This is a genomic window from Allobosea sp. AAP35 (assembly GCF_001295925.1).
Lineage (GTDB): Bacteria > Pseudomonadota > Alphaproteobacteria > Rhizobiales > Beijerinckiaceae > Allobosea.
Window position 1 is genome coordinate 68,760 of record NZ_LJHQ01000038.1, and the last position, 14,724, is coordinate 83,483.

Consider the following 14,724-nt stretch of genomic DNA (forward strand, 5'->3'; position numbering starts at 1 on the left):
GTCGAAGCAGCCTGCCTCAGGCCGCCTTCTGCCGCGGCTGGATCAGCTTGCGGTTGATCAGCACCTCGGCGATCTGCACCGCGTTCAGCGCCGCACCCTTGCGCAGATTGTCGGAGACGCACCAGAAAGCCAGCCCGTTCTCGACAGTGGCATCCTCGCGGATGCGCGAGATATAGGTCGCGTCCTCGCCGGCCGCCTCATGCGGCGTGGCGTAGCCACCGGGCTCGTGCTTGTCGATCACCAGGATGCCCGGCGCGGCGCGCAGCACCTCGCGCGCCTCGTCGGCCGTGATCGGCTTCTCGCACTCGATGTTGACGCTCTCGGAATGACCGATGAAGACCGGAACGCGCACACAGGTCGCGGTCAGCTTGATCTTGGGATCGAGGATCTTCTTGGTCTCCGCCATCATCTTCCACTCTTCCTTGGTGTAGCCGTCCTCCATGAAGACGTCGATCTGCGGAATGAGGTTGAAGGAGATGCGGGCGGGGAACTTCTTGGTCACGACCTCGCCGGCCGAGAACACGGCGCGCGTCTGGTTGAAGAGCTCGTCCATGCCCTCCTTGCCGGCGCCGGAAACCGACTGATAGGTCGAGACGACGACGCGCTTGACGACATACTTGTCGTGCAGCGGCTTTAGCGCGACGACGAGCTGCGCGGTCGAGCAGTTCGGATTGGCGATGATGTTCATCTTGGTGAAGCCGGCGACGGCAGCCGCGTTCACCTCCGGCACGACCAGCGGAACGTCGGGGTGCATGCGCCAGGCCGAGGAGTTGTCGATCACGACGCAGCCCTGGGCGCCGATCTTGGGCGACCATGCCTTCGAAATCTCGCCGCCGGCCGACATCAGGCAGATATCGGTGTCGGAGAAGTCGTAATGCTCGAGCGACTTGCACTTCAGCGTCCTGTCGCCGAACGAGACCTCGGTCCCGATCGAGCGCGAGGAGGCCAGCGCCACGACTTCGCTGACCGGGAAGGCCCGCTCGGCCAGGATGTCCAGCATCTCGCGGCCCACATTACCCGTGGCGCCGACGATCGCGACCTTGAAGCTCATGATATGTGTTCCTTTCGGATGAAGCCGGTTTCGTCTCCCCCTGGGCACCGGACGCCTCGATCGTGAGGCTTAGCCCGGCATCATGCCCCCGCCGGGGGGAGAGGGGCCCGGAACCGAGGCGAAATTCAGCGCGGCGTGCCGGTGGTCCCGGTCGCCGGTTTGGTCGTGCGTTTCGTCGTGAGACGGACAGTCACAGGGCCAATCCCGAAAAGGCTGAAGCTTCGCGGCGCCATGCAAGCGTGTTTGGCTCCCATGACACGACGCTGTGAGAACACCCTGGGCGGCGAAAAGTCAATCATCGCCTGGTCCGACGCCCGCACCAACGCCTACCTCGCCCCGGCCCCCGCCCATTAACCCTGCTTCTTGACCGGCCGTTCACGCTGCCTCGCGATTCCCCCGGCCCGGTAACCGGAAGCTGACCTGGTAGCCGTCACCGTGGGCGCGGGTGAGGACGAAGACGCGGTTGGAAAGCCGCGTGGAACACGGGTTCGGGGTCGTGTCAGGTCATATCGCATCGCGTCTGCGCGACCGGGTCAGGCTCTCCTGGCCCGTCCTTCGGGATGCCCGGTCAGGGCTGGGCCATGTCTGGGCGCGCCTGAAAGCGGTCGATTTCGCCGCCGTCCTGATCCGCCTCGCCGACGGTATCGAGGTCGGGTTCGGCTATCTCTGGCGCGGCCTTTCCGGTTTGCGCCATTTGCGGCTCCTGCTGCGGGTCCGGGCCTTGCGCCTCACCGGTGGGCTGGTCTGGCGCAGCGTCGCGGCCGCCACCGGCATCGGCCTGGCGGCCACGCTGGTCACGACCCTGTCGTCCGGGAGCGAGGTGACGATCGCGAGCCTGACCCTGCCCCCGGAGCCCGACGCCCGCCCCGTGCGCGACGTCCGTCAGGAACCGCGCCCGAGCCTCGGCAGCCGCGAGAACTGGGTCACCATCACCAAGCCGATCCCCATTTTCGGGCTGGAGTCGCCCGAACTCGACCGCGGCTCCGCGACGTTGGAGGCACGCCGCAGCCAGGACGGCGCCCAGCGCGAGGATGTGCTGCGCTTCGCGGCCTTCACCGAGCCGAAACCGCATCTGCTGCTGCGCCTCAGCGTGGAACATGACCGCGACGAGCTCTCCCGCCCCTTCATCATCGCGCTGGTGCGCGAGGCCGCCGCGCGCGCCCTGTCGGTGCAGCGCAGCAGCCTGCCGGCCGCAATCCAGACCCGCTTCGGCCCGGTCGAGACCGCCGATGCGACGCTAAGCGACGGCCAGACCACGCGCGCCTGCATCGCCTTTCGGATGGAAGCCGGCGCGCTGCCGCTGTCGATGAGCGGCTGGTGGTGCGGTGGCGACAAGCCGGCCGACCGGCAGCAGCTCGTCTGCCTGATCGACCGCATCGATCTGCTCAATGCCGGCGACGACCGCGCCTTGCGGACCGCCTTCGCCCGTACCGAACTGAACCGTCAGCCGGCTTGCGCCCCGCCGCGCCTCTCGGCGAGTGGCCGCAAGGTCTTCTGGCTCGACGCGGACGGAGCAACGCCGGCTCTGCGCACGAAGAGCGCTGCTGTCGTTCAGGGCAAGCGGAACCAGCGGCGTTGACTGCAGGGAGGGGCTTGGAATGTCCGACACACGCTCTCAGGCCATCGCCGCATTCGGCGCCACCGGCCGCGTCGCGATGGGAACCGCGCGCTTCCTCTTCCTCGCGCTGGGCGCGGGCGTCTTCCTCGCCATCCTGCTGGTCGGCTGGTGGCTCTCGGGCTTCGTCCCGACCATCGGCCATGGCAAGCCCGCCTTCACCTGGGCGCCCGAGCCGCTCGCGATGCTCAGATCGACGTCAGTCACCGCGACGAGTCCCTTCCGCGGGCGCGAGCAGGGCTTGCAGTTCGGCGGCCCCGGCACGGATGGACCCTTCGCGGCGATGATCCTGGCCGAGCGCAGCGACAGCGCCGTGCCCTTCACGCTGACCACGCCGATGTTCTGGCAATTCGCGCCCTTGAAGGTGCTCCGCCCGCGCGTCGGCGGGCCGCACTACACCATGACCACGCGATACGGGCGCTTCAGCGGCCGCGACATCTATTATCGCGAAAACGACGGCCGGATGCGGACCTGCATCATCTTCCGCAATGCCTTCGAGACCTCCGAATTCGCGCTGGGCGGGTATTATTGCGCGCCCGGCACCCAGACCGCCGATGCCGGCCCCCTCGCCTGCATGATCGACAAGCTGCGGATCGAGCCCGGCAAGACCCCGTCGCTGGCGGTCGCCTATCTGGCGGCCCGAGCCGGCAATGCCCCGCAATGCAGCCATGCGAGCTTCTACCAGCCGGGCACGCGACAGGTCATCCGCGACCGCAATGGCGGCGTGGTCCGCATGAGGGGCGACACGGGCGAGGCCTTTCCGCTCTGGGCCCGCTGACACGGCACTGATAAGTTCATTAACTACGCTGGGGTATCTTTCCGTCGTACCGTTTCAGCCCCACATTGTGATCAGACGATCATTGTCCCCGGAGCCCATCATGTCCTCGTTCAAGCGCCTTGCAGCCGTGTTTGCCCTGTCGGTCGCGGCGTCGACCGTGATGGTCTCCTTCGCCGAGGCGCAGAACCGCCGCGGCCCGCTGCGCGTGACCGTGCAGAAGCGCAGCTATTTCGACCTCGGCAACGTCGTGCCAGTCGGCTCGCTGAACCGCTACGCCAGCCAGCACATGAGCGCGACGCCCGCCTATGCCAGCTTCGGCGGCTTCTATGGCGAGGACACCCTGCCCGGCCGCATCGGCGCCGGCGTCAACCCCTTCGCGAATACCTTCGAGACGCCGCGCTTCTGAGCAAGCGATCGATAAGGTCGGGTCCAGCACTCGGCCGCGTCTAACAGACACCACCGTCATCCCGGGCTTGCCCCGGGATCCATCATAGAGCGCCGTAGTGCCCTATGATGGATCCCGGAGCCCCGCTTCGCTGCGTCCGGGATGACGGTTTGGTTTGGAAGCGAACCGTCAAGCGGTCACGGCCAAACCCTCAAGGCAAAGCCTTCAGATAGCGCACCGGCCGGCCCGGCGCCGCCGCCTGCGCGGCATGGACGATCGCATTCGCGTCGATGCCGAAATGCCGGTAGAGGTCGGCAACCGTCCCGGTCTGGCCGAAATGCTCGACGCCGAGCGCCTTCTGCTTGTGGCCATGCACGCTGCCGAGCCAGGCCAAGGTCGCAGGGTGGCCGTCGATCACCGAGACGATGCCGCAATCGCGTGAGAGGTCGCCCAGCAGCCGCTCGACATGGCTGGTGGCGCGGTGGTTGCCGCGTTGGCGGGCCCGCTCGGCCGCCTGCCAGCCGGCATTGAGCCGGTCGGCCGAGGTGATCGCCAGCAGGCCGACATCGCGCCGGTCCTCGCCGAGAAGCCCAACCGCCTTGATCGCCTCCGCGGCCACAGCGCCCGTATAGGCGATCACGACCGAGGCATTGGGGCCGGGCTTCCGCAGCCAATAGGCCCCGTCGATGATCTCGCTTTCGAGCTCGGGAGTCATGACGCGCTGCGGCTGTTCGAGTTGCAGCGTCGAGAGGCGTAAGTAAACCGAGCCGCCGGTCTCGTCGCGCAGCCAGGTCCGCTCGTCGGGATCGCCCTCGCCATCCTTCTGCAGATAATCGAAGGACCAGCGCATCATCACGGCGAGTTCGTCGACGAAGGCCGGCTCGAAGGCGCACAACCCGTCCTGGCTCATGCCGATCAGCGGCGTCGCGATCGACTGATGCGCGCCGCCCTCGGGCGCCAGCGTCACGCCCGACGGCGTCGCCACCACCATGAAGCGGGCATCCTGGTAGCAGGCATAGTTCAGCGCATCGAGCCCGCGCGAGATGAACGGGTCGTAGAGCGTGCCGATCGGGATCAGCCGCTCTCCGAAGGTCGCATGCGAGAGACCGAGCGCCGAGAGATTGATGAACAGGTTCATCTCGGCGATGCCGAGTTCGACATGCTGGCCCTTGGGCGAGAACTCCCATTTCTGCATCGAGGGGATGCGCTCGTCCTTGAAGGTGTCGGCCATCGACGCCTTGGCGAAGAGCCCGCGCCGGTTCACCCAGGGGCCGAGATTGGTCGAGACGGTGACGTCGGGCGCCGTGGTGACGATGCGGTCGGCGAGCGGCCCGCCCGCCTTGGCGATCTCGTCGAGGATCTTGCCGAAGCCCATCTGCGTCGACATCACCGGCTGGATGCCGGCCTCGAGCTTCGCCGGCACCGGCAGCACCGGCGCGGTCAGCCGGCGGCGGCCTTCCGCGAAGAAGGGCACCTGATCGAGGAAGGCGCGCACCTCGTCCTCGGGCAGGGCGAGCCCCTCGAACAGATCCCACTCATGGCCGGGCCGGACGCCATTGGCGCTCTGGAAACCCGCCATCTGCTCCTTGGTCATCAGCCCGGCATGGTTGTCCTTGTGCCCGGCGAGCGGCAGGCCGAAGCCCTTGACGGTGTAGGCGAGGAAGCAGACCGGCCGATCATGGTCGATCGCCTCGAAGGCTTCCAGGATCGAAGGCAGGTCGTGGCCGCCGAGATTGCACATCAGCTTCGAGAGCTCGGCATCGGTGCGGCTCTCGATCAGCTTCGTCACGGGCCCCTGATCGCCGAGATCGTCCATCAGGCGCTTGCGCCAGGCCGCACCGCCCTGGAAGGTCAGCGCCGAATAGAGCTGGTTGGGGCAGGAATCGATCCAGACTTTCAAACGCTCGCCGCCCGGCTCCTTGAAGGCCGCCTGCTGCAGCGAGCCGTATTTCAACGTCACGACATCCCAGCCGAAATTGCGGAACATCGTCTCGAAGCGGTCGTAGAGCCCCTCGCGGATCACCGCGTCGAGCGACTGGCGGTTGTAGTCGATCACCCACCAGGTATTGCGCAGGCCATGCTTCCAGCCCTCCATCAGGGCCTCGAAGATGTTGCCCTCGTCGAGCTCGGCATCGCCGATCAGCGAGACCATGCGGCCCTCCGGCCGGTTCAGCCCCCAGCCATGGGCCCGGACATAGTCCTGCGTCAGCGAGGAGAACAGAGTCTGCGCCACGCCTAAGCCCACCGAGCCGGTCGAGAAATCGACGTCGTCAATGTCCTTGGTCCGCGAGGGATAGCTCTGCGCGCCCTTGTAGGCCCTAAAATTCTCCAGCTTCTCGCGGGTCTGCAAGCCCATCAGATAGTTGATCGCGTGGAAGATCGGCGAAGCATGCGGCTTCACCGCGACGCGGTCCTGGGGCCGCAGCGCCGCCATGTAGAGCGCCGTCATGATCGTCGCCAGCGAGGCCGAGGAGGCCTGGTGCCCGCCGACCTTCATGCCGTCGCCGCTCTCGCGCAGATGGTTGGCGTGGTGGATCGTCCATGACGCCAGCCAGAGAATCTTCTTTTCCAGCTCGGCGAGAACCGGCAGGCGGGTATCTTCGGGCAGACGCGGATCGGACATCGACAGGGCTCCAGCAAGGCACCGATCATGCACGAAATCGGCCGGCGGAGTGAACCGCAATCGGCCGTGATCCAGCAGATCATCATGCATCAGGCGTGATCGGAGCGGATTGGCACCGTCGCAACGGGCCTTGCCAGCACCGCGCCGCCTGAAAACCCGTGTCAGGCAGGCTGCGATCGCTCCTTTGAACCGTCAAGATCGTGTCGCGCCTTGGTCCCCCCAAACCAGAAGAACAGCCGAGCCGCCGATGTCTTGGTCGGGCTCAGGCGGTCGAACTCGCCAGCCGACATTGCCTTCTCGCAAAGGGCTATGCCGTGGCGTGCGGCCACGGCGTCATAAGGCGCGTCATAGGCTCGGTGCCATCGCAGCTCCGGGCTTCCGTCGGAATAGACCATCCCGGTAGCCTCAAGCAGATGATGATGCGGCTCCAATGCTTCCAGCGCCGCCGCAAGCAACTTCAATTGGCCGATCCTCCCAGCATCTGCCGCTGCGAGTCGGGCCTGGCAGTCCGACAGGGTCTTTTGCTGCCAGTTGATCCACCCCTGGACGGGACGATCGATGCCTTCGAGAGTCTTGTTCGTCACCATCGCCACACCATTCGCGAAGCCGGTTGCGTTGTGTCGACAAACAAAAGCACCGCAGGACAGTCATAATTATTAAGAATATCGTTTCACTCTGTTGCCGAGGTGATCCCCAGATGAAACAGCCTATGCCCATGCCTATGCCGACTGAGCCGATGGTTATGGATAAGCTGACCTATCTGGCCCAACTTGAACATCTTCCCTGGGATGATCTTCGCCTCTTCATCCTTGTCGCGAGAGAGGGGAGCCTCCGCAAGGCTGCGGCTCGGGGCGGTGTCAGCAGCGCGACCTTGTTTCGAAGGATGGCAGATCTGGAAAAGGCACTCGGCGGGCGATTGCTCAACCGCGTCCCCGAGGGCATGTCCCTGACCTTGCTGGGTCAACGCGTGCTCGGCGTCGTGGAGGCCATGTTTGTTCCTGTCCACGATCTCGGGCGGTTGCTTGCAGAGCAGCGCGCGGATCGCACGTTCGTTTCGATCACGGTCACCCAGGGGCTGGGAGTGAACTGGTTGATCCCGAACGCTGCGAGTTTTCAGCAGCTGCACCCAACCATCGGCATCGATTTTCGTGTGTCCAACGAGGTTGCCGATATCCTGCGGTTCGATAGCGATCTCGGGATCCAGATGACGCCGCCGACGGCGCAAGACATCATGGCCGTGAAGATCGGTCGGATGCACTTTGAACTCTTTGCCTCGGCCGATTACCTGGCGCGCCATGGCACGCCCCAGACCGTCGAGGCGCTTCGCAACCACCGTTTCGTCGAGCAGCGGGATGGCCACGTCGATCGCGGACACCTGACCAATCTGGCTGGCGAACTTCGGTCCGTTCAGATCGCGGCAAAAGTGTCGGGCAGTTGCGGGGCCATTTCAGCCATTGAAAACGGGCTGGGGATCGGCGTGCTGCCGAATTACTCGGTGGCCTTCGGCAATCGCGTCGTCCCTGTCGGGCTACCCTTGCGCAACCACAGGGACATCTGGCTGACATACCGGGGGGATCTGCGCCAGAACCAGGGGGTCGCCGCAGCGATCGGCTGGATCAAGAGCATGTTCGACCCACGGCGCTGGCCGTGTTTCCGGGATGATTACATCGCGATCGAAGATATTCCGTTGATGCGATGACGACGACCGGCTTGGGCATGGAAGCCCGCGTCATCAATCTGAACAAAGACATGAAATTTATTGTCCGACAGCACGTCAAATAAGCGAACACAAGCGTTCGGGACAAGCATATTTCATAATATTTATACAGAATTGAGCTTGACTGAACCTCGGTCGATTGATCGCTGTTTTGCGGCGTGATGGTACCCCGATCCGTTTTTCGCTGGGGTACCATCAGCCCGGACAATCGGCATCTGACCGATTGCGTCGTTGATTTTGTGCCCTTAACGGTGCGGCTAGCGGGGCGGCGCGCCGCCCGATCTGAGAAGGGACGCCTCGCATGAACACGCTGTCTGGCTTCAGCATTTTCGTCATCGTGCTGGTGATGCTGGTCGTCATCACCATCGCCTTCCTGGTTAAGACGGTTCCGCAGGGCTACAACTACACCGTCGAGCGCTTCGGCCGTTATTCGCGCACGCTGAGCGCCGGCCTCAACCTGATCGTGCCCTATATCGATCGCATCGGGCACAAGGTGAACATGTCAAGGTCACTATTGTCAGCCATGCATCTGCGTCCTCGGCGGACTGCCTATGTCATTACAATGGGAAATGTTGGCCCACAGCCGACGTGTGGAACGTCAGCTTCCAGGCACCCCGCGGTGAGGCTCGCGGTCAAGCAGCTGAAGGTTGGGCCTAAGCCGAGCCAAGGTCAGTTTCAGGCGATCTCGTTGCCGGTCTTGGCAATGTGAGGCCCGAAAATCACCGGCGCACAGCCAGCAATGGCGCAGGGTCGCCGACCAGCTGAGGCCGACGGTCCCCAAGCTCGCCGCCCTGATGGACACAGCCGAGACCGACGTGCTCGCCTATATGACCTTCCCGACGCAGCACCGCGCCAAGCTGCATTCCACGAACCCGCTGGAGCGCCTCAACGGCGAGATCAAGCGCCGCACCGAGGTCGTTGGCATCTTTCCCAACGAGGCCGCCATCACCCGGCTCGTCGGCGCCATCCTGCTCGAACAGAACGACGAATGGGCCGTCCAGCCCGCTCGCTACGTCAGGCTGGAAAGCATCGCGCCGATCAGCGATGATCCCATCGTCAGCCTGCCAGCCGTGGCCGCCTGACCAGCCCTGCCAAAGCCGGCATCGTGGTGGCTCCGAGAAGCTACACCACCATCAGGGACATGACCCAAGTCGAACATAACCCAATGCGGCAATACGAACTTGCATCGTGATTGCATCGCACGCGCTGTCGCATGAGGCCAACATCGTTAATTCAGCGAATCGAACCTACCTTCATTTGACGCGGCACGCCATTTTTAACCCCATCTGCCGGCCTACAAGAACTCGCCATCAAATAATCGCGATCAACAATGATATTATTTAAACGCAATATTTTGAAATATTTGGATCAATGCTAAATTGTAAATTAACGAACCTTCAATGTAATTACGCTTGAATAGTTCTAAATTTAACGATATAAATCTCAAATATCGTAATATAAATCTATAATTGCAAATACTAAATCTATATCCACCAGATTTTATGCCGGCTCGACGGCCATTTTTATTTTTGATAACGGAAAAATTCCGGTGTCACATTCTACGATTAACAATCATGTATAAAACGTTAATCATAATTTAATTTTAATTTAGTTTGTAATGAACGAGAGGAGTCGATTATCCAGAATTAATGATGTCCGGTCGTTTAAAAAGAGGGCGCAGCCAAATCAGATGGAACGTTAAAAGAGATATTTTTCTGATACCAGTATTCAGTACGCATTTGTTCGATTTAATGATCGCAAATAGCTGTTTCACAGTGGACGATAGAGCCGACGTGCTCGATTTTAACGTAGATTTCAAGCATTTATCTAGGCGGCAACTCTACATTATCGTAAAGCGACGCCGATTTCATGTTGGATATACGAGTCGCTCCTAACAAAAGTTACGGATGCAAGGCGGCCGTTGCGCCGATCGTGGAGAGAGGAACTAAAATGTCGTTTCGCCATTTTATGAACACGGGCGCCCTTTCCGCGGAGGCCGCCGCGATCAGGCGCACCCAAGCGGTCATCGAGTTCGATCCCTCGGGCAAAATCCTTTGGGCAAACGACCTGTTCCTCGCGGCCATGGGCTACTCGCTGGCCGAGATCGTGGGCCAGCATCACTCGATCTTCGTCGAAGCTGGCGCGCGGACCCGCCCAGACTATCAAGGGTTTTGGCCGAGACTGGCTGCCGGCGAGGCGATCCAGGCCCAGTTCCTGCGCATCGGAAAGGGAGGCGCGCGCCTATGGCTCCAGGCCGTCTATACGCCCGTCATCGACCGAGGCAGTCGGGTGAAGAAGGTGGTGAAATTCGCCACCGACATCACTTCTCACAAGGCGGATATCGCCAATATGGTGGGTCAACTCGCGGCCCTCGACAAGGCCCAGGCAGTCATCGAGTTCGATTTGACAGGCAAGATCTTGCACGCCAATACCAATTTCTTGGCGGTGACCGGATACGCGCTCGAGGAGGTCGTCGGGCAGCATCATCGTATTTTCGTCAGAGACGAAGAGCGCTCCAGCCCTAACTACATGCAGTTCTGGGAGAAGCTTAGGCGGGGCGAGTATGACGAGGGCCGCTATTCCCGCATCGGCAAGGGTGGCAAGGTCGTCTGGCTGCAGGCAAGCTACAACCCGATCCTCGACGCGATGGGCGCGCCCTCCAAGGTGGTGAAATACGCGACCGACATCACGGCCAGCAAAGAAAACGAGGCCCAGATGGAGTTCGCGATCGCAGAAGTCGGCACGGTCGTCGCAGCCGCGAAGGCTCGCGACCTGACCTGCAGGATCCCGCTTGAGAACCTGAACGCCAAGAACGCCGCCCTGTGCGAAGGCGTCAACCAGCTCGTCGCCACCCTCGCTAACATCGTCGGCCAGGTCGCCGTCGCAGCGCAGGGGATCGATACCGCAGCCAAGGAAATCTCGATAGGTGCGGACGATCTGTCGAAGCGGACCGAGGAACAGGCTTCCAGCCTCGAAGAGACGGCGGCAACGACGGAGGAGCTGGCCGCCAGCGTGAAGGCATCGGCTAGCAATGCCCGTAACGCGGCAACCCTTGCCTCGGAGGCCACGGTCGCCGCTCAATCGGGCGGGGACATCGCGGGAGAGGCCGTGAGGGCGATGGCCCGCATCGAGGATGCCTCTCAGAAGATCCAGGCGATCACCCGTGTGATCGACGACATCGCGTTCCAGACGAACCTGCTGGCGCTGAACGCAGCGGTGGAGGCGGCACGTGCAGGCGACGCCGGAAAGGGCTTCGCGGTCGTGGCGAGCGAGGTCCGCACCCTGGCCCAGCGCTCCGGCGAAGCCGCCAAGGACATATCGTCCCTCCTCTCCTCCTCGAACGCGGAGGTCAGCGAGGGCGTCAAGCTCGTACGCAAGGCTGGCGAATCCTTGACTGTCATCCTCGATGCCTCTCGAAAGGTGGCCTCGACCATTGCCGAGATTTCAGCGGCGGGAGGCGAACAGGCCAATGGCATCGACGAGATGAGCCAGACGGTGGCTCATCTCGACGAGATGACGCAGTCCAATGCGGCGCTCGCGGAAGAAAGCGCGGCTTCGGCCAACGCCCTGGCCGATCGCATCGCGCAGCTCAACCTACTTGTGGCCGGATATCGAACCGAAGCGGGCGGCTCTGCGGAAGCGTTAAGCCCGATTGGTCTGCAGCGGCAGGTGAGCGCAGCATTCACCAGTCGGCTCGTTTGCCCCCCCGCCTCCAGCGCCACAACCCAGCCGCCGCTCAGGAGGCTTGCCAACGCGCACGTTTCATCGGGCTGGCACGAGTTTTAGGACACGGGCAACGCGCGATCCCGACAGTCCAGCAGGCGGCCTCGGTAATGAGCGGACCCCTAACTCCGTCGATCGGCCTGACGGGGCGCGATGACGGCCTCCCGCAGGTCAAATAGCTCTTAACTCGCCGTAATTGAAAAATTACACTCTCGGCGTTAAGCGGCGCCCGATTTTCTCTCAAGATAAAACAACATTCTTCCCGAGGGCCTATAATGCCCAACGATTGCATAACCGAGCGCCTAGCGTTTCATGGAATCGACGCGGAAACCACAAAGATAGTTCGCGAAGCAAAGCCTTTTCTTCTTTTGCTCATCCCAACTGCTCTGAGCATGTTTTATAAGCATATCGAGGCTCGGCCCGAATCCGCACAATTCTTCAAGGACGGTGCCCACATCGAACACGCAAAGGATATGCAGCTTCGCCATTGGGAACGTCTGCTGGAGGGACGTTTCGATGCCAGCTATGTTACTGCCGTGGTGAGAGTCGGAGAAACGCATAGCCGTATCGGCCTCGAGCCAAAATGGTATATAGGCGGATACAGTTTCGTCCTCGCGCGGTTGACCGACTTAATTGCACACAGGCATCCGCGAGGCCTGTTTGGCTTCGGCCGCCGGCATAGCGTAAATCGGCTGCAGCAAGCAGTTACCAAGGTCGCGATGCTCGACGTCGATTATGTCATTGGCACCTATATCGAAGCGGGCCGCAAGGAGCGGCGCGCGTTGCTCGAAAATTTGGGCGGGACGTTCGAAGGCACGGTCGGCGCGATTGTATCCTCGGTGTCCGTCTCGGCCGAATTACTTCAAGTTGCCGCATTGGGGCTGGCGAGCACTGCGAAGGAGCCCATCGTTAAGGCAGGCTCAGTCGCTTCCGCATCCTCTGAGGCTTCAGCCAACATCCGATCGCTCGCAGACGCGGCAGAGCAGATGGCGGCTGCAACCATTGAAATCGACAGGCAGTTGCTAACTTCGACCGAGGTGGCGATCAAAGCGGCCAAGATCACCGGAGCAACGGTCGACAGGATGCAAAAACTCTCCAGCGCGTCGCAAAAGATCGGCACCATTGCAGACCTTATCAATGCCATTGCCGGTCAGACGAATTTACTGGCTTTAAACGCCACGATCGAAGCGTCTCGGGCTGGGGATGCCGGGAAGGGCTTTTCAGTCGTAGCGCGAGAAGTAAAGTTACTAGCTGAGCAGACGGCCCGCGCCACTACTGCGATTCGTACGCAAATAGATGAGATGAGATCCGCAGTCGAGGTCTCGTCATCAGGCATACACGAAATGACGAATACCATACAGCAGATTAACGTCAGCTCCGAAGCGATCTCGTTAGCCATTCGCCAGCACGGCGCTTGGACACAGAAGATTGCCTCTATCGTACAGGCGATGTCTGACAGGATTGCAAGCGTTTCTCTCAGCATATCGGGCGTCAACAGAGCAGCCATGACAACGGGCGTGGAGGCCGAGCAAGTCTTGTCTTCCGCAGCTGACCTGACCACCCAGGCCGATCAGCTACGTCTCGAGGTCGCTAGCTTCCTCTCCAGGGTCGCAGCGGCGTGAGCTTATGCCGCCGTCGCCTGAGTGACCACCACCAAGCCGAATCGTGATGCCGGAATGAACTTCCCAAAATTGTTCGCTCTATTATTTTGCGCCGCGGCATTCGCTGCTTCGGTACCGGCGCTCACCTCGCCCTCGTTCGACGATGTTATCCGATTTTGCTCAGATGCCGAGGCAATGGAGCCTCCTGCGCAGCGTGTGGGGACATGCCTTTGCTATGTCGAAGAACTGCAGAGCTGGACGTTCAATGCCACCCAGCTCATGATTTGGGAAACTGGACGGCAGACATCGCGACGTGCTGCCATGAACGTCTGTCACGCTCGAAGCGCGTCGCAGCGGATGTTTCGTTGAGCTTGATGCTAAACTCTGGCGGTTTTACTCTGCGATCAGGCCGCGGTGATCCATGTATGGGCGTGGGCTGCAAAAACTAGAGGAAGATATGGCTGAAACCCATTCAAATATTGTTGAACTGGCTGCAGATGTCGTGGCCGCATACGTAGCAAATAACAGTGTCTCGCATCGTGATCTTCCCGATTTGATCGCCAGCGTTTATGCCTCGCTGTCGAAGCTCAGCGGCGAGCCCGAAGCGCCGGCAGCCGCGCCGCTAGTTCCAGCCGTTCCGATCCGCAAATCGGTCACTCCCCAAGCAATCATCTGCCTCGAGGACGGCAAGTCGTTCAAATCGCTGAAGCGTCACTTAAGCAACAATTACGGCCTGACGCCGGCTGAGTACCGCAAGAAATGGGGCCTGCCTTCTGATTATCCGACGGTCGCCCCGGACTATTCTGAGGCGCGCTCTGCTTTGGCAAGATCAATTGGCTTGGGACACAAACTCAGGAAATAATCATCGAAAAGCAAGCGCGCAGCAAATTTGGATGGCTGGAAAAATGACCATAAAAACGAAACACCGTATCAATGCGGCTAACGCATTTTCTCGATTTCAGAATCGCGTTTCTGTACAGGCAAGACTAATGTCCGATACAGAGAAACTTGAGCTCGCAAAGCGAAAATAGCCAGATTGAAATCGCAGCGGATTGATAAAGAGGCGGCACTTGTCTCACCTCGGCCTCTGTCCCACGAAGCCGAAAGGTATATTTCGGAAGCTTTCTGGTACGCTTGAGCGTCGTCTATTGCCACGGCTCATTAATCTAGATCTCGGCCTCCTCAAGCCGATCGAGGATGACAATCATCATCGCGGCTCTTTGCGCCGATA

10 protein-coding genes and 2 pseudogenes are annotated in these 14,724 nt (G+C 61.4%); 9 read left to right on the top strand and 3 right to left on the bottom strand.

Annotation, left to right across the window (positions count from 1 at the left end):
• Positions 1 to 16: 16 nt before the first annotated feature.
• Positions 17 to 1,051 carry an aspartate-semialdehyde dehydrogenase gene (locus IP69_RS13560; RefSeq protein ID WP_054143358.1) on the bottom strand — a complete coding sequence of 345 codons (1,035 nt, stop codon included), beginning with the start codon at positions 1,049 to 1,051 and terminating at the stop codon, positions 17 to 19.
• Positions 1,052 to 1,526: 475 nt separating this feature from the next.
• Between IP69_RS13560 and IP69_RS13565 the strand changes: the two genes are divergently transcribed.
• From IP69_RS13565 to IP69_RS13575, 3 genes are all read left to right on the top strand, one after another.
• On the top strand, positions 1,527 to 2,630 hold the full coding sequence (locus IP69_RS13565; protein ID WP_156323450.1) for a hypothetical protein: 1,104 nt from the start codon (positions 1,527 to 1,529) through the stop codon (positions 2,628 to 2,630).
• A gap of 19 nt (positions 2,631 to 2,649) precedes the next feature.
• Positions 2,650 to 3,444 (top strand): hypothetical protein, encoded by a 795-nt coding sequence (locus IP69_RS13570; protein WP_054143360.1) that lies wholly within the window; start codon positions 2,650 to 2,652, stop codon positions 3,442 to 3,444.
• 100 nt (positions 3,445 to 3,544) lie between these two features.
• Positions 3,545 to 3,850, top strand: coding sequence for a hypothetical protein (locus IP69_RS13575; RefSeq protein WP_054143361.1), 306 nt, complete (start codon positions 3,545 to 3,547; stop codon positions 3,848 to 3,850).
• Positions 3,851 to 4,040: 190 nt separating this feature from the next.
• On the opposite strand, the gene IP69_RS13580 is transcribed toward IP69_RS13575, so the two are convergent.
• The gene (locus IP69_RS13580; protein WP_054143405.1) at positions 4,041 to 6,452 is read right to left on the bottom strand and encodes a transketolase; all 2,412 of its coding nucleotides are present in this window, start codon (positions 6,450 to 6,452) and stop codon (positions 4,041 to 4,043) included.
• Positions 6,453 to 6,613: 161 nt separating this feature from the next.
• A complete protein-coding gene (locus tag IP69_RS13585; RefSeq protein WP_054143362.1) occupies positions 6,614 to 7,039 on the bottom strand; it encodes a hypothetical protein in 426 nt (141 codons plus the stop codon).
• Between the two features lie 155 nt (positions 7,040 to 7,194).
• On the opposite strand from IP69_RS13585, the gene IP69_RS13590 reads away from it, so the two are divergent.
• The 6 genes and pseudogenes from IP69_RS13590 to IP69_RS21455 all read left to right on the top strand — a co-directional run bounded on the left by IP69_RS13590 (position 7,195) and on the right by IP69_RS21455 (position 14,355).
• On the top strand, positions 7,195 to 8,151 hold the full coding sequence (locus IP69_RS13590; protein ID WP_054143363.1) for a LysR family transcriptional regulator: 957 nt from the start codon (positions 7,195 to 7,197) through the stop codon (positions 8,149 to 8,151).
• 328 nt (positions 8,152 to 8,479) lie between these two features.
• Positions 8,480 to 8,671: pseudogene (locus IP69_RS21450) on the top strand (SPFH/Band 7/PHB domain protein); the annotation flags it as partial.
• A 232-nt stretch (positions 8,672 to 8,903) separates the two neighbouring features.
• Positions 8,904 to 9,251, top strand: a pseudogene (locus IP69_RS13600) (transposase); the annotation flags it as partial.
• Positions 9,252 to 10,119: 868 nt separating this feature from the next.
• Positions 10,120 to 11,955, top strand: coding sequence for a methyl-accepting chemotaxis protein (locus IP69_RS13605; protein WP_197279869.1), 1,836 nt, complete (start codon positions 10,120 to 10,122; stop codon positions 11,953 to 11,955).
• A 212-nt stretch (positions 11,956 to 12,167) separates the two neighbouring features.
• Positions 12,168 to 13,514, top strand: coding sequence for a globin-coupled sensor protein (locus IP69_RS13610; RefSeq protein WP_054143365.1), 1,347 nt, complete (start codon positions 12,168 to 12,170; stop codon positions 13,512 to 13,514).
• A 436-nt stretch (positions 13,515 to 13,950) separates the two neighbouring features.
• Complete coding sequence (locus IP69_RS21455; RefSeq protein ID WP_082359311.1) at positions 13,951 to 14,355, top strand: MucR family transcriptional regulator; 405 nt, start codon at positions 13,951 to 13,953, stop codon at positions 14,353 to 14,355.
• The last annotated feature ends 369 nt before the right edge of the window (positions 14,356 to 14,724 follow it).

What these genes read in the sequence shown, in the direction of transcription:
- IP69_RS13560 (WP_054143358.1), bottom strand. Translation starts at nt 1,051, where the DNA reads ATGAGCTTCAAGGTCGCGATCGTCGGCGCCACGGGTAATGTGGGCCGC.
- IP69_RS13570 (WP_054143360.1), top strand. Translation starts at nt 2,650, where the DNA reads ATGTCCGACACACGCTCTCAGGCCATCGCCGCATTCGGCGCCACCGGC.
- IP69_RS13575 (WP_054143361.1), top strand. Translation starts at nt 3,545, where the DNA reads ATGTCCTCGTTCAAGCGCCTTGCAGCCGTGTTTGCCCTGTCGGTCGCG.
- IP69_RS13580 (WP_054143405.1), bottom strand. Translation starts at nt 6,452, where the DNA reads ATGTCCGATCCGCGTCTGCCCGAAGATACCCGCCTGCCGGTTCTCGCC.
- IP69_RS13585 (WP_054143362.1), bottom strand. Translation starts at nt 7,039, where the DNA reads ATGGTGACGAACAAGACTCTCGAAGGCATCGATCGTCCCGTCCAGGGG.
- IP69_RS13590 (WP_054143363.1), top strand. Translation starts at nt 7,195, where the DNA reads ATGGATAAGCTGACCTATCTGGCCCAACTTGAACATCTTCCCTGGGAT.
- IP69_RS13605 (WP_197279869.1), top strand. Translation starts at nt 10,120, where the DNA reads ATGTCGTTTCGCCATTTTATGAACACGGGCGCCCTTTCCGCGGAGGCC.
- IP69_RS13610 (WP_054143365.1), top strand. Translation starts at nt 12,168, where the DNA reads ATGCCCAACGATTGCATAACCGAGCGCCTAGCGTTTCATGGAATCGAC.
- IP69_RS21455 (WP_082359311.1), top strand. Translation starts at nt 13,951, where the DNA reads ATGGCTGAAACCCATTCAAATATTGTTGAACTGGCTGCAGATGTCGTG.